The sequence below is a fragment of the Natronoarchaeum sp. GCM10025321 genome, from assembly GCF_042663585.1.
Lineage (GTDB): Archaea > Halobacteriota > Halobacteria > Halobacteriales > Natronoarchaeaceae > Natranaeroarchaeum.
Genome location: NZ_JBHTAN010000006.1, coordinates 2,269,880 through 2,286,234, shown reverse-complemented (window position 1 = coordinate 2,286,234; position 16,355 = coordinate 2,269,880). Strand labels below are relative to the sequence as shown.

Below are 16,355 nucleotides of genomic sequence, written 5' to 3'. Positions count from 1 at the left end.
TGTAGTGGACTGCTCTCGCACGAGCAAGCATGAACTTCTTCGACCGACTGGCCGACCGCATCGAGACGGTCGACAGCGTCGTCAGCGTCGGCCTCGATCCCGACACGAGCAGGATCCCCGAGCCGCTCCACGAGTACGACCTCCCGCGCTTCGCGTTCAACCGCCGGATCATCGACGCGACGCACGACCACGCGGCGGTGTTCAAGCCCAATGCCGCCTTCTACGAGGACCCCGACGGCTGGCGCGCGCTCGAAGAGACCATCGCTTACGCGAAGGGGAAGGACGTGCCAGTGATCCTCGACGCCAAGCGGGCGGACATCGGTAACACCACGCGCCAGTACGCCGAACTCGTCGACCCGGACGCCAGCAGTACCGCCGCGGACGCCATCACGGTCAACCCCTACATGGGCCGGGACTCGCTACAACCGTTCCTCGACACCGAGACCGCTGGCGTGTTCATCCTCTGCCGGACGTCGAACCCCGGCGGCGCGGACCTGCAGGACCTCGAACTCGCCGAGGGAGACCTGCTCTACGAGCGCGTCGCCGCGCTCGCGGACACGTGGAACAAGAACGACAACGTCGGACTCGTCGTCGGCGCGACCACGCCGGAGGAGTTGGAGTCGGTCCGCGAGCAGGTTCCCGACCTCCCCTTCCTCGTCCCGGGCGTCGGCAGTCAGGGCGGCGACGCCGAAGCCGCGGTCGAACACGGTCTCGCCGACGGTGTCGGCGTCGTCAACTCCTCGCGAGGGATCATCTTCGCCGGCGAGAGCGCCGGGCGGGGCGAGGTAGACGTCGACCAGTTCACGGGCGCGGCGGGCGACGCCGCAAAACGGCTGAAAAAACGGCTCAACCAGTATCGGTAGAATAGGCATACTAGCGGGACAATGCTTACCGAGCGCAGTCCGGACGAGATCGATGAAGTTCCCCTCCCGACGTAGATACGTTCGGTTCGCTGAGCGTTCTCCTTGGGAGCAATCTGGTCATCTCCAGACTCTGGAACCGGACGCGCGACCGGCCGATCAGACCGACCGGGTGCGATACCGGTCGATCTAGTGTTCAACTGCTCGGTGCAGTGTACGTTTCTGTTGCGTCGGCGTCGCCCTCGTCGGGGTCGTCGACGTACACCAGCACGTTGCGGTCGTTGCCGTCGGTCGCGAAGTTTTCCGTCTCGTATTTGAGGGTGTAGGTGCCGAAGATCTGCTGGCCGATCTCGTCGAAGATGTCCGTAATATCGTCCCCGTCGGCGTCGAAGGTGTAGTCCTCGTAGTCGGGGTCGTTGGGGACTTCCCCGGAGATATCATCGAAATCACTCACCGCCGCACCGGAACCGTACGCGATCCCGTAGATCGTCGTCCCGCTGTTTTTGGCATCGTTCGCTGGCACTTCGCCCCCTGACGTATCCCCGTTCCCGAGAACGATCATGAAGTCGGGAGCGTTGTCGCGGTTGTTCTCGGAGGTGTCGAATTCAAGCTGAGCCTCGGAGATTCCAGAACCGACGTCCGTGCCACCGCCAGCACTGAGGCCGTCGATGTCGTCTTCGACCTGGTTCTGATCAGTTCCAAGCTCCGAGATGAGGGATGCGGAGCTATCGAACTCGACGAGACCGACGTTGACCGTCGGGTCGAACCCGCCGACGTTCGCATCGTTGTCGGTATCGGTATCACCGCCAACGAGCGTTATTGCACCGTCTTTAGCGTTCTCGATTTTGCTACCCCCCATAGATCCCGACGTATCCATCACCAACATGATGTCGGCGAGGGTTTCCTCCTGTTCGCCACCGAAAGCGACGTCTTCGATCTCTTGGCCACAGTACCCGTCACCGAGCCCACCGACTGTCTCCTCGCAGAGTTGGAAGTCGCTTGCTTCCAGATCGCCCTTGCCGCCCGCAGCAGTGTCCACGCGGGCAGTAGCTTCTACGGTCGGGAAGGCGCTATCGTCGATGCTCTCGATGGTGACATCGAAGTCGTCCTCGCCTGGATCCGGCACCTCACAATCCGGACACCCCGGTTCCCTCAGGCACCGCTCCGCAGTGAAATCGAAGTTTGCCTCGAATTTGGTCTTCTTTTCGAGGCCCGAATGCTTGGGAACCCACCACTCGAAGCCGATGTAGCCGGTGTTGGAGTTCTCGATGCAGTAGTCGTCATCGTCGCGTTCGCCGCAGACGCCGAATCGGACAGCGGTCATCGGCCGCCGTCGGCCGTGGTCGTCGTCGTAGTCGTCATAGAGCGGCGCAAGCGCGGTTCCTTCCCGAGTACGGTCGAACACGTTCAGCTTCGTATGTTGGCCGCTGGCGATCTCGACCCGGCAGATCGGTAGGTTGCTCTTCCATTCGAAGCCGACCGGCTTGCCTTTCTTGTCAGTGATGACCTCCTCGACCGTGATACGGAGGTCCGGAAGCGGCTGGTCTTTGCTGCGTGCGGCGTACCCGGTACCCTCGATGTGGATCTCGATGCCCTCTTTGAGATCTGCCAACTCCTTGGCCTTCTTCCCGTGAACGTGCTCGTCGACGTTGTGATCGGTGATCCATCCGGGGTCGTACTTTTCGGCGGGCGCCGTCTCCATGCTGCTCGTGTTCTTCCGCGGGTAGGCGTAGTAGTGGATACCCTCCCGGTCGAACGGATCGGCGACGTAGGGGTCGCCGGAGATGTGAACGCCCTTCTTCAGCTTGTACAGCACCTTCTTGAGCGATCCCTGGGCGATGATCGGCTCGTAGGGCTGGTAGACGTTGTCTCCCCGGTCGTCGTGGCCGTTGCCGCCGTTGCCGCCGTTGCCGCCATTACCGTTCTCGAAGCAGCACACGTCGATGTTGCTGATACCCTGCCCGGTGGGCGTCGAGAACGTGGCACCGTCGAGGATGACGGAGTCATTGAAGACGTAGACGTTCTCTCCCTCGTTTCCGCCTTTCACACTGACGATCAGGACGGGTTCATCAGAGGACAGCGTGACGGTTCCGGAGGTCCTGGCGTCGACCGTGATCGTGCCACACTCCCCCGACGCCGTGTCGCCCTCGCTGAATCCTCCCCCGAAGAGTTCGTCTCCCTGGAGATCACCGTCTTCGAACCGGCCGAGCCGGTCCTCGTAGTCGTCGCAGTCGTAGTTTCGGGCACCGGGTTCGGGGAAGCGGGAATCGTCACCCGTAACGATGATCTCTTCGATCTCGTCGGTACCGTCGGTACCGTCGTTGACCGGCCCCATGACCGTCGGGTACATCGGGCCGTTGTTGCCGTTGCTCGGCGGCTTCGCGCCGTCGAACTCGTCGTACCAGACGCGCGCTCGGGCCAAGTGCGCGAGCTTCTTGTCGACGTGGACATCGCGGGCTTTGAACTTGAGTTTGCCCGGCTCGTTACAGAGGTGGTAGCTCAGCGTCGCCTCGCCGCCATAGCCCGGCTTGACCCCGTGGAAGTCGATCAGCGGGTCGCCCGGATCGGTGTACTTGTTGTCCGTGCGCAGGCCCGAGCTGAGCGGGTCTTCGACGTCGACCAGGGCGCCGTTCAGCTCCCCCCCGTCGCAGTAGTCGATATGATCGTCTTGCATCGCGTCGTGGTTTCTGTCCGGGAAGGCCTCGACGTGCTTCCATTTGCCGCTCTTGTAGAACGATTCCTGCCAGTCCATCGCGACCGGGACCTGATATTTGTCGTTTCCGTCCTCCTGTTCGCCTGCGGCGACGCCGTGCGCGCCGAGCGCGACCCCGATGCCGGAAGCGCCGATGCCAGCAAGCACGTTGCGTCGTGTGATGTTTCGGTTGGATTCCTTCGACATGCTTTCACCGTGTGCCCCGGTTTGCTCGGGAACACTACACAAAATGCTGACCGGAGGGGGCATGATATATATACACAACAAGATAGATGTTAGAGAGCTATCTTCTGTAGTCGAAGTAAGATCATTCTTTATTGACTGGCAAGTATATAATATATAATACACGTGTAATTGTCCAAACAAAATAATGCCTATCGAATCGGCCGTTGGCATCGTCACGGCGGCATGTGAACCAATCGGCGACCGGGACGAACCGAAACGACCTTGCCGATCCGGGTCACGCCGCGGCCTTTTGAAGCGCCGTTTCGCCGATGTTGGTACCGTAGTTGGCGCTCTGCGAGAGCGAATCGACGGTCGCCACAGCGGTGGGCCTCGCAAGGGTCGAGGCCCGTCGATGTCGAACCGTCGTCGTCAAGTTCGCCAGCGTAGTCGGTGACGCCGCAGAGGGGTTGACCAGTCCGGGCCGCTCAGTGCCAGTAGTAGCACCTTACTGGCGCGATAACGCAGGTTACCAAACGATGCCATTCTTTACCTGCTGGAATATATTTCATTACTTTCGGGAGGGCGACTGCATCCGAAAGTGGAACGATGGCAGCAAGCAACTATGTCGCTACCGGGAGCCGATCCGGGAGTGATCGGGTATGAGCCAGACCGCGGTACAGGAGGGAGCATCTGTGGAGGCCGATCCGGGGGAGTCGGCCGAGGGCGACCACTCGAGCGTCGAGCACGGGCCGATCGACCAGGAGCTCGCTTTTCAGATGTTGAGCTGTCGGCGACGCCGCCACGTCCTTCACTACCTCCGCCGGGACGGCGGCACGGCGACGCTCCGGACGCTTTCGCGACAGATCGCGGCGTGGGAAAACGATATCGAGCCCGGCGACGTGACGTACCAGCAACGGGTCCGGGTGTACACGGCACTGCGCCAGTCCCATCTCCCGAAGATGGACGATGGCGGCGTCGTCGAGTTCGATCCCGACCGGTCGACAGTTGCACTTACCGACGCGGCTACCCAGCTCGACGTGTATCTCGACGTCGTCCCACACGACGGTATCCCGTGGAGCAGCTACTACGCCGGTCTCGGCGCGCTCTGTGTCGGCTTCGCCGCGCTCGTGGTGGTCGGGCTCCCGCCCTTTTCGGTCCTGGCGGGCGGAATCGCCGCGGTGCTGTTTTCGGCCCTGTTTTTCGTTTCCGGTATCGCACACGTGCTGCACGACAGACGAATGCAGATCGGGGCCGAGGGGCCGCCACAGGGTGATCACTGATGTCGCACATCCGCAGAAAGCTCAGTGCTGCCGCACGCCTGTTGCTTGGCTTCGCCCTCATCATGATGCTCTGTCTTGTCGGCGTCGTTGCCGTTCCCCAACTGGTCGGTGCCGACCAGAGCTACGTCGTCACGTCTGACAGCATGTCGCCGGCTATCGACGGGGGTGACGTCGTGGTCGTCACCGAACGTACCCCCGACGAGATCGAGGAAGGCGACGTGATCACGTTCACCCCACCGGGCGCCGACGACCGCCGGACGACACATCGCGTCGTCGACATCGAGGAGGATGGCGGACAGATACAGTTCGTCACGCAGGGCGACGCGAACGACACCCCGGACGCACAACCGGTCGCGGGCGAACGGGTGATCGGCGAGGTGACCCTCACAATCCCCTACTTCGGGCGGTTCGTCGCCTTCGCCCAGACGTGGCTCGGGATCGTCTCACTGATCGTCCTTCCGGGGATAGCCCTGATCGGCACCGAGATCTGGGAGCTACAGAAGGCGAAAGGCGCCGACGAGCCTGATGCAGAGGGAGACGAACCGGCCGAGGCCGACGACAAGGAGGTGAGAAAACAATGAGCCGACAACGTAGAGTCGCACTCGTTGGCGTGATTGCCGTGCTCGGGCTTGTCAGTCTCTCGATCGGGATGTCCGGCGGACTGCTCAGCGACGGACTCTCGCTGGACGGCAACGAGATCGAAGGCCCTGATGAAGTAAACGACGAAACTGGGCAGCCGACGGCCGACGACACGCCGGAGAACGAGACGGACTCCGGAGAGGAGGTTAGCGATCCGACTGACGAGGAGGGTGACGAACCGGTCGAGGAGGAATCAGACGATGCTGACGAAGACGAGTCGGATGATGAAGACAGCAGCGAGGAGTCCGAGTAGCGTTCGCCACGTATTTTGATCGGCCCGTTTTCTCCGACCAGCGGTCATACCGTGAGGGCTTGTCCGCTTGAGGGACACACTGCGTGATTTCTCACCCGCTCGAACGCCAGTAGCTTCTCTCGTCTTACTTCGGCCTCCCTTTGTGATGTCGTTTCCCTCGTCGACGTCGGCGGGACTGCGTGTGAGAGGGCTCAGAGTACTCCGCCAGCAAATGAAACTGGGTACTCTTTCACCGACATCTCCAGCGTACCACTAAAAATCAGAACGTCGAATGGCAGCGTGGCACCGAACTGCGACGGTACTTCGGCTCCCGCCAGCACCGTCATTGCCGTCGTCTCTGCTCTATTGTTCCTAGAACGGATTCGACGGATCGTCGTTGTGGCGGCACTGCTCGGTGTAGAAGCCGAAGTCGAACTCCAGACGATCCTGCTGGACCTCGTTGCCGACCTCCTTCGGGAGACACCACTCGAAGCCGATGTAATAGGTGTTCGACGCGGTTGTGCAGGCGGGATCGTCGGAGTCCAAATCGCCATCGAGTAGGGCGCCGCCTTCGAGTTCTTCAAGAACTTCCCGCAGGGTCCCTTCCGCGATGACTGGCTCTTTGCCGTACTGATAGACGTTGTCGCCGGGCTCGACCATCTCGCCGTTGCCGCCGTTGTCGCCGTTTTCGAGACAGCACACGTCGATGTTGCTGATACCCTGCCCGGTGGGCGTCGAGAACGTCGCCTCATCGAGGATCACGGGCACTTCGAAGACGTAGACCTGCTCGCCCTCGTCACCGCCTTTCACACTGACGATCACGACGGGACCGTCCGACGAGAGCGTGACGCTTCCGTCGTTCGTGTCCCTACTATTGACTGTTATTTCGCCACAGGGTCCGTTAACCGACGTCTCCTCTTCGAACTCCTCTCCGAAATACTCGTCTCCGTCGAGGTCGCCCTCGGCGAACTGTTCGAGCCGCTCCTCGTAGTCGTCACAGTTGTAGTTTCGAGCCGCCTGACCGAACCGGTCGTCGCTGCCCGTCGTGATGATCTCGTCGATCCCCGATGTTCCCTCGCCGATTTCGCCGCTTACGGAGCCCGCACCGTTGGTCGGGGGATACATCCCCTCGTACATGTCATACCAGACGCGCGCCTCCGCCTTGTCAGCGAGGTGGTCGGTCGGTTTATTATCGGCATTCTTGTCCTCAAAGCGGAGGTTCTTTGTCCGGAACCAGACCCAACCGTCGTTGCCACAGAGGTGATAGCTGAGTGTCGTCTCCCAGCAGTCGCCCGGTTTGACATCGTCAAGGTGGACGAGCGGCTCGTTAGAATTGTCTCCCGATGTGATATCCCTGCTGTGGTAGTCGATTATCGATCGTTTCGAGCTGTTGAGCGGATCCTCGAAGTCGCTGAGTTCGTACTTTTCATGTTCACAGATACCCTTTTTTAGATCATCCTGGGTACCGTCAGTGGGGTGGGCATCAGGGAACACGTCGATGAGTTTCAGCCCGTCACCCATGTCGTATGCTTCCTGCCAGTCCACAAATAGGTCGAGTTCACCCGCGACGATCTCGTTGTCGTTGAGGTGATTGTCGTCGGTAAACAGCGCTGATGTGCCAAGCCCTCCGAGCGCTGCACCGGTGCCGGCAGCGCCGATTCCGGCGAGTACGCTACGTCGATTGAGTCGTCCGCTGTTTTCGTCTGCCATAGTTTTTCCACGCGACAGACGGCGTCTCGCCAACTGCCACGTATCAGATAGTGCCCGGTGATGGGGCGTATATATATACAAGCTGATGGTTCGCTAGACGGAGTCTTTAGCTCGCAAGCATTCGTGTAACATGTCGTAGCAGCGGAATAATATAGCTATTAGAAATGGCTAATAGCGACAATTAGACGCCGGCACGGCGGTTCCATCTGACTCTCACGGACGCGGTGCAGCCTTCTGAAGCGCCATTGTGGACCTGAGAGCTATCCAAAAAGTCTGACCGAACTCCCAGCGACCGTTTCAGTGGCTGCGTTGAATCACTAGATAGCGGCGGAACGAGTCAGTAAATCAAAGGAGTTGAAGCGGGAGGATGCGAGTGTCTATGACGCAAATCTCCCGCTTCACTGGGGAAGTTGTGCCGATTGCTCAAAACGTTACTGGCGATGGAAGCGAATCCGCCGCCCCGGAAGGTGGCGGCGGATTCGCCGACTATGCTCTTGTTTCCCTACATTGTCTACGGATTTACCTCGATGCGTCCTACCGGATGACGATTGACCTGCTCAAGGAAATGCCACAAATAACCGGGGAGATCGGCCTCAGCGCGGCCGATCTCCCCTCTCCATCCACGTTGTGTAAAGCGTTCGACCGAATCAGTATGAGCGTCTGCCGAGTGCTGCTGCGCCAGTCGGCGCAGCTGCACGATCCCTCGAAACACGGAGCTATTGACGCAACATTCTACGAACGATCAGCTGCGAGCCGCCACTACTGCCAGCGAATCAGCTACCGCGTCCAGAAACTCAAAGTCACGAAACTCGTCGATACAGAGTCTCAAGCCGTCCTTGACGTACACTGCTCGACGAACCGGGAAGGAAGCGACGCAGACCTTGCCGAGCAGATCGCCCGCCGGAATGCGGGCGATCTGCGGTCTCTTGCCGCCGATAAAGGTTATGACAAGCAGTCACTCCGTGAAGCACTACGTGATCTCGACATCAGACCACTGATCAAGCATCGTATCTTCGCGCCGTACGACCACGCACACAACGCCAGAATCGACGAAAACCGCTACAATCAGCGCTCTATGACCGAAACCGTGAACTCGGCTGTGAAGCGCTCGCTCGGCTTCGCCGTGCGAGCGCGGTCTTGGTTCCGTGAGTTCCGCGAGATTGCCTTGATGTGTGTTGTCTATAACATAAAGCGCTTCGTCAAACAATGAATTCCAACGCCTTACAGCGATTCAACACGGCCGTTTCAGTCATTCACCGACTGGCCGTCACGCAGCGGGATCGGACTCCTCGTCCCGGTCTCCCTCCGAGTCCGACCCGTCTTCCTGCGTCCCAGCGGAATCAGCCGCTGGCTCGTACTTGTACAGTATAGAGTCCTCTGTGACGTAGTAGCACTCCGCACTGGAGTCTTCGATGACGCGCCGATCGCTGTCGATGGCGACGTCGACGAGCCCTTCGAGCGAATCGACTTCGATCGTCGGTTGGTCCGCAAGCGATGCCGGCAGGGATCCGGTCGTGATCCAGTCGTCGAACTTCCTGCGGTCGGCGTGATGTCGTGTATCGGCGGGGATCTGCAGATGGCCGCGTTTCTCCGCGCCGACGACACCGACGAGACCCACCAGCGACACGACGAACAGCAGCGGTGCGCCGAGCGTTCTGAGCGAACTCCTCTCGGCGGTTCCGGCGACGGTTTCGCTCCGATCCCCGAACCCTGTATCGTCCATCGTCGTGTCGACGCTGTACGTTTCGCCGTCTGGGGTGATGACGAGCACGTCCTCTCGGACGTGGCTAACCGACTGGTTCTCGACCGTGCCCTCGATCTCCGACCGGGCGACGATTCTCGCGTCGGTCTCTCCGGGGTCGGCACCGAGGTTCTCCTGGATCCTTTCGACCCGCTCCTGAAGATCGCTCACGTCGACCGACGAGGCGACGGTGTGGGAATCCCCGGCCGCGATCGAGGCCGACTGTTCGCTGTCGAGCGATTCTGTCAGCTCCCAGTACACCTCCTCGCCGTCGCTCGACTGCAGTATCAACAGGAGCTCCGTCTCGACGTCGACGGTCCCGTTCGCCGTCTCGTGTCGGTACTCGTACTCGACATCTAGCTCCGGCGAGACGCGTGTGAAGTACGTCCCGCGGTTCTCTAACACGTCGCCCTGCTCGAACGCTTCGGTGTCGTTCTGTACGACAGCCGAGTGCGTAAACTCGCCCGAATCCGTCCACACGACACGCTCCTGGTCGCCCTCGGTATCCGGACCGGCCAGCGTCGTGGCGGTGAACGCCCCGCCGATCAGCAGTAAGACGACCAGGGCGACGACGATGGTCGTGTACCGCGCCGCAACGAACCTGCGAAGCCCAGCCAGCCGTTTGTCGGAAGTCGATGCCACTCCGTGTCGATTGTCGTCGTCGCTCATGATTGTCTCTCCCCCAGAATCGTTCGTCTTGGCTGTCGCGTTCGAATCGTCCCCGTCCCGAACAGCAACACCAGCGGCAGGGCGAACGCAGCGCCGATCACGCCGCTGATCGTGCCGACCGCCAACCACGGATGCACCGAATGCAACGCCTGTATCGCCGAGGGCGGCAGGACGGCCAGATACCGGTACTCCGCAACGGTTCTGACGTAGTAGCCGGTCTCCGGTGGTGCCGTGATCTGCACCGTCGCGTTGGCTTCGCTACGCTGCCCGAGATACTGCTGTTCCGGCTCGACTTCGACGCCCGAACTCGCCGGTTCCATCACGGCGTAGCTGGGTAACAAGCCGCTGTTCTGTGTGGTGACGGTCCACGTCGCCGTCTCCCCCTGCGGGATCACGTCCGGCCGATCGGAGTCGAACTCCGCGCTCACGACCCCGTAGTCCTGGGTCCCCCCGGCGGCGAGCATCGTCCCTGCCGCCGTGGCGACGATGAGCAGCGTGAGCACCCCGATCACGAGCCCGGCGTTGTAGACCCCCTTTCGGGACTGCGTTCGATCGCGGTCCCGGCGTCGACGCCCCTCGCCGAGCAGTCCACTCAGGAACGCTCCGGCGCTCACGAGCAGGAGCAAGAAGGCGACCCACTGCACCTGCAGCAAGGCGGTGATCCCGAGCGCAGACGCGACGGTGTGTTGCACCCGCTCGACACCCGACTGGACCGTCGACACGGCCGTCCCGAGGTTCGGGATCACGACGACCTCGCCGTTTACCTGCCAGGCCTTCGCCAGGACCTGCCCCTCAGTAACTAGCGGTTCCCCATCGTCCTGATCGGTAAACGGGTTCGCATCGCCTTTCGTGACGTACCCTTCCTCGGTTATCTCGACGACCCGATGCGTCGTGACGTCACCCCCGTGGACCTCCTCGGACTGGAAGGTAATCACGTCGCCCTCGTCGACGGAGCCGGTGAGTTCGGCGGGGATCGCGACGAAGCCGTCGCCGGCGTCGATGGTTGGCTCCATGCTGCCGGTTTCGGCATAGGAGAGCAGGATCGGCTGACCGAGGGCCTGGCCGGCGAGTAAGGCTGCGACGAGGAGCAGTAGCACCACGACGACACCGGTCTCGACGTAAGATCGCACGCTCATATCCGCACAAGATCGATCGGTGACTCGACATGCGAACGTCGGTTCCTGATGGTTGGCTTCCGGGTGCTTTCGAGTGGGTTCATCCCACGATGTACTCGCTCCAGTATCGGTATTTTATATGTGCTACATACTCCCGGTAAGAGCCATATTCCACACAGAACTTTTCAGTTACTTCCGCTCATCCAGTCCACTGGCATGATTTTGATTCACACGATTTGCGGGTCGTGTATTCAAAAAGAAGCCGACCCAGAACGCGCGATTTAGTGCGAGATTTCAGTCGTCGGCAGTCGCCTCGGCTGTGATCGTCAGATCGGTCCGGCTCTTGATGGTAGTGCCTCCTGATTTGACTGCGACCCCAACTACAGCCGAATCGCCCGGTTCGAGGACGTTCTGTCCGTCGAGACCGCCGCGCCTCGTGATTTCTCCTCGAACTCGTTCGCAAAGTTTGCGTCACATGTCATCACGGAGATCCATTCGTTTCCGTCGACGACGTAGACACCGAACCTAGAGGTGAACCAACCGTCCATTCCACAACCGCTGAATAGGAACGAGATCTCTTGGGTCCCCTTATTAGTGACCACGAGGACATCGTCCATGAGCGTCTCGGCATCAGGATTCACGCCACTGCCACCGGCGTCGGTCTCCGTGATAGTGAGGGAGAGTTAGCCGTTCGTTTCGGTGACGTACTCACCGTTCGGGCCGTCGCTGGTCCGCAGTCCCAGGAATGTGCCACTATCAGAGGTGTCATTGACTGTAAGGTCGCGATCTGCTTCGACCGAGGCGAAAGCTTCGGACCCGAGGCAGCGAGGCCCCGCCTGCCGCCGTCGTCTCGAGTCCGAGTATTTTTCGCCGTTTCAGCTTGGAGCCCCTGTCTTGATGGGGGTTTCTGTTAGACCTGTTCGGCGTCGGCGTGGATGGTGATCGTCTCCAACGCTTCCAGGAATTCGTCGGCGTTTTTGTCCTTTTTCAGATTGAAGAAGAGACCGGTAGTGAAAGTTTCCCCCTTGCCGAGCGTGGGTTGGCTAGAATCGGGTTCCCTACGAAGGAGCGGCCCGGTGGGCGCGACAGCACCCTGGTTCCCACTGTAATCGTCGTCGAAGCCATCAGGACCAAAAGTCATGCCCAGTCTGACCTCTTGAGTGCCTGAGTTCCTGATAGTCAACACGTTCTTGAACTCGACAAGGGCACGGTCGTTAACGCCACTTCCGGCCACACCGGTAGCGTTGTCGTCGAAAGTCAGTTGTATCGTTCCGGGGTCGTCCGTTTCCTCCGCGTACGCGTCGCCGTTTGGACTGTCGGCGGGTTTGATTTCGAGGAATGCATCTGAGTCGTCGGCGACATTGACGTTGATGTCGCGATCAGCCTGCACCTCGGTAAACGCACCACTCCCTGTTATTGCCGCCGCGCCGGCGGCGAGCGATCCCGTTCCGATCAGAAATTTGCGTCGTTCCATTGTTGTCTCACTTTAGTTTGTCGTACGCCGGTTCACCCACTGACTCGTCAGCACCCACACGTCGACCGTCGTTCCGCTGCGGCGCACATCGTGTTGCACCACGGTGTCCCACTTTGGTATATACGACCAGCATCGACGGAGAGAACGCTTGTGCTATCGAAATAGAGCCTATGGAGCGTGAACAAACAGTCTGTTCCAATCGGTTAAGATGCTTATAATTCGTACGTGTGTACTCGTAGCAATTCGCACGAATGCGGTTCCCTCTGGCACCTGAAGAAGCGTCCTTCCGTCGACGTCTCTCGAAGTCATAATCAAACTGTACAGAATAACTCAAATATAAACTACATACCCAAGTAAACGTATCTAGTCCAGTTCTTTGCTTCGTGATTTCAGACCGGCTATTCGAACTGTATTCTCGTATCCGCCTCCGTCCGAAGTTATGTGAGGTTACCCCAAGATAGCTGGATATACTAAAATGATACTGCATTGAACTCTTGATCGAGCAATGAGTGTATCTTCCGACTCCTCGGTAGGATCGAAGAGCCCTTCGATCGGACACGGAGAGTTCTCGAGAGATACGGTTCTGGAGGTATTGAGCAACCAACGACGTCGATTCGCGATCCACTACCTCAAACAGCAGTACAGTTTCACTTCGCAGCGTCCCGCCCCCGTCGATATCGGCGAACTGGCCGAACAGATCGCAAGCTGGGAGTACGACAAGCCGGCCGAGCACCTCACCGCACAGGAGCGGAAACGAGTCCAGAACGCGCTGCGGCAGTTCCATCTGCCGAAGATGGACGATTACGGGTTCGTCGACTACGACTCACAGCGGGGGACCGTCGAACTCACCGAACCCGTCCTGAACTGTGATTTCTACGTCGACGTGTTACCGGAACGCGGCATCCCCTGGGGGACGTATTATCTCGGGTTAGCTGGCTTTTGCACGTTCTGTGTCGCCGGTATCGGGCTTGGAATCGCTCCGTTCTCGTTCTTTTCGCCCTTCTCGTGGCAGGTCTTTCTGGTCACCGTTCTCGCGGTATCGGCCATCGGGCATTACTACGATAACAAGTACCGGATGCGGGTCGGTGCCCGCGACAAACCGCCGGAGGTGGCAGACTGATGAGACGGAACAGTCGACTCGTGGTCGGGGTGGTCGCGCTAATCGTTGCACTCCTGTTGATCACGTCTACCGGATCGTTCAGTGCGATGACCGCCGAGCGCCCGGCGCAGGTGACTGTCGTCGACGATCCGGACGCGTATCTGGGCGTCGAACAGGAGACCGAACAGGCCGACAATGGATCCACGCTGAACCTCACCGTCACCAATCAGTTCTCTGGCGGCACTGATCTCGACGAAATGAACGTGAGCGTCGGTGGGGAGAGCCAGGAGATGAGTCTCGACGCTGGTGAGAGTGAGACGAAAACATTCGAATCAATCGACTGTGGCGATCCGATCACGATTGAGGCGAGCGGCTCCGGTGTCGAGGTGTCGCTCGACCGAACGGTCGAGTGTGAGTGAGCAGCCCCCCTTTCAGGGCCGCGGTGCAGCCTTCTGCAGCGCCGTTTCGGCGATGTTACCGCCGTAGTCGGCGCTCCGGGAGAGCGAGTCGACGATGATCCCGAGTAGCTGTGCCTCGTGGGGATCGAGCGTTCGCAGTTCGTCGTCGATGCGGCGGCTCCGCTCGTCCAGTTCCAGGATCGACTCCCGGACCTGGTGGGCGATCTCGCTCGATCGGGAACTGTCGTCGGTCAGCAGCGCGTCCATCGCCTGATCGATGATGCCGGCGGCCTCCTCGTGGAGGTCGACTATCTCGTCGGTGACGTCCTCGGGGATATCGTCGAGCTGGAGAGTAAGCTTGCTGATCTTGGCCGCGTGATCGGCACTGCGTTCGAGCTGGCGCGCGCTGGAGTGGTAATCGAAACAGTCCTCGCGCGGGAGGCCGAGTTCCGTGGCCGCGCTCGTGTTCCGGAGCGTAGCCCGGAAGGTTCGCGAGACGACGAACCAGAGCCGGTCGACGTCGTCGTCCCGCTGGATGACGTCCCGTGCGAGGTTGTCGTCGTTCTCTACGAGTGCCGTCACCGCGTCCGCGAGCATCGACTCGGCGATCAGGCGCATCCGCGTCACGGCGTTCGTGATAGATAGCTCCGAGGAGTCCAGTAGATCCTGCAGGACGACGCGCTCGCCGGTCTCTTCGAGCACTTCGACGCCGATCAGGCTCTGGGTGGCGCTCCGGATCGCGCGGCGCTGCTCACTCGTGATCTCGTTGCCTTCGAGAGCAATCATGTCGAAGCCGCTGACGTACATCGTCATCACAGCTCTGGTGAGTTGGTCGCCCTCGAGGTCGGTCACGTCCAGCGTTCCCTCGGTGTGTTCCTCGTCGGTTTTCGGCATCAACAGAAGGGAATCGTTCTCGACGTAAAACTCGACCTCGCTCCCGGCCGCGACGTCGTTCTCCGTCGCCCACGATTTCGGTAGCGAGACTGTGTACGTCGAGCCGCCGGTGATCTGGACTTTCCGCGTCTCCATACCTGCCGTTCGGGCGTGCGATACTAAACTCCTCCCATCTATAGAGCAGCCGTCTCTGATCACTCCGCGAGATTGCGCCGCCCTGATGGCTGTTTCCGATTGTTATGGGTCGTTAATGAACTAAGAAATATATATCTATATGGCACTATTTATTGATCATAGAAGCGTATTTAGACCTCCCATCTCCACAGTATTTGTGATGGCAAATCACCGGGAGTCTGGTGACCGCCTGAACAACTCGTCGCGTCGTGGGTTCCTTTTGACGGCCGGAAGTGCCGGGTTAGCCGGCCTCGCTGGTTGTGTTGCTCGTGGACAGAGCAGCGATCTGTCCGGTGAGATTGTTATCGACGGCAGTGATACGGTCTTCCTGCATACCGCGGCCGTCGCAGAGGAGTTCCAGTGGCAGAACAACCAGGTTCGGATCCCGATCCGGGGCTCCGGTACCGGGGCAGGGTTCCAGCGGTTCACCGTCGGTGAGACGGACCTGCAGAACGCGAGCAGGCCGATCACCGACGGCGAACGCGAGACCGCCGAAGCGAACGGCATCGAGTTTCTCGAACTCGAGGTCGTGCTGGACGGGATCGCGCTCTACGCCAACCCGCAAAACGATTGGTGTGATACGCTCACCGTCGAGGAACTCAATCGGATTTGGGGCTCCGACGCGGACGCGACGCGCTGGAGCGATATCGATTCGGACTGGCCCGACGAGGAGATCGTCCTGTACGGCCGTGACTCGCACTCGGGGACGTTCGATTACTTCACCGAAGAGATCAACGGCACCGCTGGCGACGTCACGGGCGATTACAACAAGACGTCCGACACGAACGTCATCGTCCGGGGCGTCCGGGGCAACGAACACGCTCTCGGCTTCGGGGGCGCAGGCTACTACTACGAGAACGAGGAGGACCTGAAACTGATCGCCGTCGACGACGACAACGGCGGCGTCATCCCGACCGAGGAGACGATCGGCAAGGCGTTCGAGGACAACCCGGGCGACGACGCGTACACGCCGCTCTCCCGGTCGATGTACGTTTACGTGAACGTGGCCGAACTGACACGGAAGACGGTCCGGGAGTTCGTGAAGTTCTTCTTCCATCGCGAGGACCCGGACGGGCCCGCGGTCACGCAGAGAGTCGCCCCGCGGGTCGGATCGTACGCGATTCCGGATTCGCTCGTCGATCGGGAGGCAGAACGGCTTCGTGAGGCAATCGAAGAGGTCAACTAATGGCAG

15 protein-coding genes are annotated in these 16,355 nt (G+C 60.2%); 8 read left to right on the top strand and 7 right to left on the bottom strand.

Annotation, left to right across the window (positions count from 1 at the left end; all coding sequences use genetic code 11):
- Window positions 1-29: 29 nt before the first annotated feature.
- Window positions 30-863, top strand: a complete 834-nt coding sequence (gene pyrF / locus ACFQL3_RS14585; protein WP_377055555.1) for an orotidine-5'-phosphate decarboxylase — start codon at window positions 30-32, stop codon at window positions 861-863.
- Window positions 864-1,056: 193 nt separating this feature from the next.
- On the opposite strand, the gene ACFQL3_RS14580 is transcribed toward pyrF, so the two are convergent.
- The gene (locus ACFQL3_RS14580) at window positions 1,057-3,759 is read right to left on the bottom strand and encodes a vWA domain-containing protein (RefSeq protein ID WP_377055553.1); all 2,703 of its coding nucleotides are present in this window, start codon (window positions 3,757-3,759) and stop codon (window positions 1,057-1,059) included.
- A gap of 638 nt (window positions 3,760-4,397) precedes the next feature.
- Between ACFQL3_RS14580 and ACFQL3_RS14575 the strand changes: the two genes are divergently transcribed.
- Genes ACFQL3_RS14575 through ACFQL3_RS14565 form a run of 3 tightly spaced genes read left to right on the top strand, consistent with a single transcriptional unit; the run spans window position 4,398 to window position 5,910 of the window.
- The gene (locus ACFQL3_RS14575; RefSeq protein WP_377055551.1) at window positions 4,398-5,018 is read left to right on the top strand and encodes a DUF7344 domain-containing protein; all 621 of its coding nucleotides are present in this window, start codon (window positions 4,398-4,400) and stop codon (window positions 5,016-5,018) included.
- Entirely contained in the window at window positions 5,018-5,599 is a 582-nt protein-coding gene (locus ACFQL3_RS14570) for a signal peptidase I (protein WP_377055549.1), read from the top strand. Before ACFQL3_RS14575 ends, ACFQL3_RS14570 begins: the two co-directional genes overlap by 1 nt.
- Window positions 5,596-5,910, top strand: coding sequence for a hypothetical protein (locus ACFQL3_RS14565; RefSeq protein ID WP_377055547.1), 315 nt, complete (start codon window positions 5,596-5,598; stop codon window positions 5,908-5,910). Before ACFQL3_RS14570 ends, ACFQL3_RS14565 begins: the two co-directional genes overlap by 4 nt.
- Window positions 5,911-6,261: 351 nt before the next feature.
- Here ACFQL3_RS14565 and ACFQL3_RS14560 read toward each other — a convergent pair whose 3' ends face one another.
- Complete coding sequence (locus tag ACFQL3_RS14560) at window positions 6,262-7,599, bottom strand: SipW-dependent-type signal peptide-containing protein (protein WP_377055545.1); 1,338 nt, start codon at window positions 7,597-7,599, stop codon at window positions 6,262-6,264.
- Between the two features lie 379 nt (window positions 7,600-7,978).
- On the opposite strand from ACFQL3_RS14560, the gene ACFQL3_RS14555 reads away from it, so the two are divergent.
- Complete coding sequence (locus tag ACFQL3_RS14555) at window positions 7,979-8,809, top strand: IS5 family transposase (RefSeq protein WP_377055543.1); 831 nt, start codon at window positions 7,979-7,981, stop codon at window positions 8,807-8,809.
- A gap of 57 nt (window positions 8,810-8,866) precedes the next feature.
- Here the strand turns inward: ACFQL3_RS14555 and ACFQL3_RS14550 are convergent, their stop codons facing one another.
- The 4 genes from ACFQL3_RS14550 to ACFQL3_RS14535 all read right to left on the bottom strand — a co-directional run bounded on the left by ACFQL3_RS14550 (window position 8,867) and on the right by ACFQL3_RS14535 (window position 12,598).
- Window positions 8,867-10,009: a DUF5305 domain-containing protein gene (locus ACFQL3_RS14550; RefSeq protein WP_377055541.1), complete on the bottom strand. Its 1,143-nt coding sequence runs from the start codon at window positions 10,007-10,009 to the stop codon at window positions 8,867-8,869.
- A complete protein-coding gene (locus tag ACFQL3_RS14545; protein ID WP_377055539.1) occupies window positions 10,006-11,145 on the bottom strand; it encodes a signal peptidase I in 1,140 nt (379 codons plus the stop codon). The genes ACFQL3_RS14550 and ACFQL3_RS14545 overlap by 4 nt, the downstream gene beginning before the upstream one ends.
- Window positions 11,146-11,504: 359 nt before the next feature.
- Entirely contained in the window at window positions 11,505-11,765 is a 261-nt protein-coding gene (locus ACFQL3_RS14540) for a hypothetical protein (RefSeq protein ID WP_377055537.1), read from the bottom strand.
- A gap of 269 nt (window positions 11,766-12,034) precedes the next feature.
- Window positions 12,035-12,598: a hypothetical protein gene (locus ACFQL3_RS14535; RefSeq protein ID WP_377055535.1), complete on the bottom strand. Its 564-nt coding sequence runs from the start codon at window positions 12,596-12,598 to the stop codon at window positions 12,035-12,037.
- 592 nt (window positions 12,599-13,190) lie between these two features.
- Between ACFQL3_RS14535 and ACFQL3_RS14530 the strand changes: the two genes are divergently transcribed.
- Both ACFQL3_RS14530 and ACFQL3_RS14525 read left to right on the top strand, forming a co-directional pair.
- A complete protein-coding gene (locus ACFQL3_RS14530) occupies window positions 13,191-13,718 on the top strand; it encodes a DUF7344 domain-containing protein (RefSeq protein ID WP_377055533.1) in 528 nt (175 codons plus the stop codon).
- Window positions 13,718-14,116, top strand: a complete 399-nt coding sequence (locus tag ACFQL3_RS14525; protein WP_377055531.1) for a hypothetical protein — start codon at window positions 13,718-13,720, stop codon at window positions 14,114-14,116. Before ACFQL3_RS14530 ends, ACFQL3_RS14525 begins: the two co-directional genes overlap by 1 nt.
- A gap of 12 nt (window positions 14,117-14,128) precedes the next feature.
- Here ACFQL3_RS14525 and ACFQL3_RS14520 read toward each other — a convergent pair whose 3' ends face one another.
- Complete coding sequence (locus ACFQL3_RS14520; protein WP_377055529.1) at window positions 14,129-15,124, bottom strand: PhoU domain-containing protein; 996 nt, start codon at window positions 15,122-15,124, stop codon at window positions 14,129-14,131.
- Between the two features lie 199 nt (window positions 15,125-15,323).
- Here ACFQL3_RS14520 and ACFQL3_RS14515 point away from each other — a divergent pair, with 199 nt between their 5' ends.
- The gene (locus tag ACFQL3_RS14515) at window positions 15,324-16,349 is read left to right on the top strand and encodes a PstS family phosphate ABC transporter substrate-binding protein (RefSeq protein WP_377055527.1); all 1,026 of its coding nucleotides are present in this window, start codon (window positions 15,324-15,326) and stop codon (window positions 16,347-16,349) included.
- Window positions 16,350-16,355: the final 6 nt, after the last annotated feature.

Coding starts and splice junctions, on each gene's coding strand:
- ACFQL3_RS14555 (WP_377055543.1), top strand. CDS start 7,979: ATGACGCAAATCTCCCGCTTCACTGGGGAAGTTGTGCCGATTGCTCAA.
- ACFQL3_RS14580 (WP_377055553.1), bottom strand. CDS start 3,759: ATGTCGAAGGAATCCAACCGAAACATCACACGACGCAACGTGCTTGCT.
- ACFQL3_RS14565 (WP_377055547.1), top strand. CDS start 5,596: ATGAGCCGACAACGTAGAGTCGCACTCGTTGGCGTGATTGCCGTGCTC.
- ACFQL3_RS14560 (WP_377055545.1), bottom strand. CDS start 7,599: ATGGCAGACGAAAACAGCGGACGACTCAATCGACGTAGCGTACTCGCC.
- ACFQL3_RS14515 (WP_377055527.1), top strand. CDS start 15,324: ATGGCAAATCACCGGGAGTCTGGTGACCGCCTGAACAACTCGTCGCGT.
- ACFQL3_RS14520 (WP_377055529.1), bottom strand. CDS start 15,124: ATGGAGACGCGGAAAGTCCAGATCACCGGCGGCTCGACGTACACAGTC.
- ACFQL3_RS14570 (WP_377055549.1), top strand. CDS start 5,018: ATGTCGCACATCCGCAGAAAGCTCAGTGCTGCCGCACGCCTGTTGCTT.
- ACFQL3_RS14535 (WP_377055535.1), bottom strand. CDS start 12,598: ATGGAACGACGCAAATTTCTGATCGGAACGGGATCGCTCGCCGCCGGC.
- ACFQL3_RS14545 (WP_377055539.1), bottom strand. CDS start 11,145: ATGAGCGTGCGATCTTACGTCGAGACCGGTGTCGTCGTGGTGCTACTG.
- ACFQL3_RS14575 (WP_377055551.1), top strand. CDS start 4,398: ATGAGCCAGACCGCGGTACAGGAGGGAGCATCTGTGGAGGCCGATCCG.
- ACFQL3_RS14525 (WP_377055531.1), top strand. CDS start 13,718: ATGAGACGGAACAGTCGACTCGTGGTCGGGGTGGTCGCGCTAATCGTT.
- ACFQL3_RS14550 (WP_377055541.1), bottom strand. CDS start 10,009: ATGAGCGACGACGACAATCGACACGGAGTGGCATCGACTTCCGACAAA.
- pyrF (WP_377055555.1), top strand. CDS start 30: ATGAACTTCTTCGACCGACTGGCCGACCGCATCGAGACGGTCGACAGC.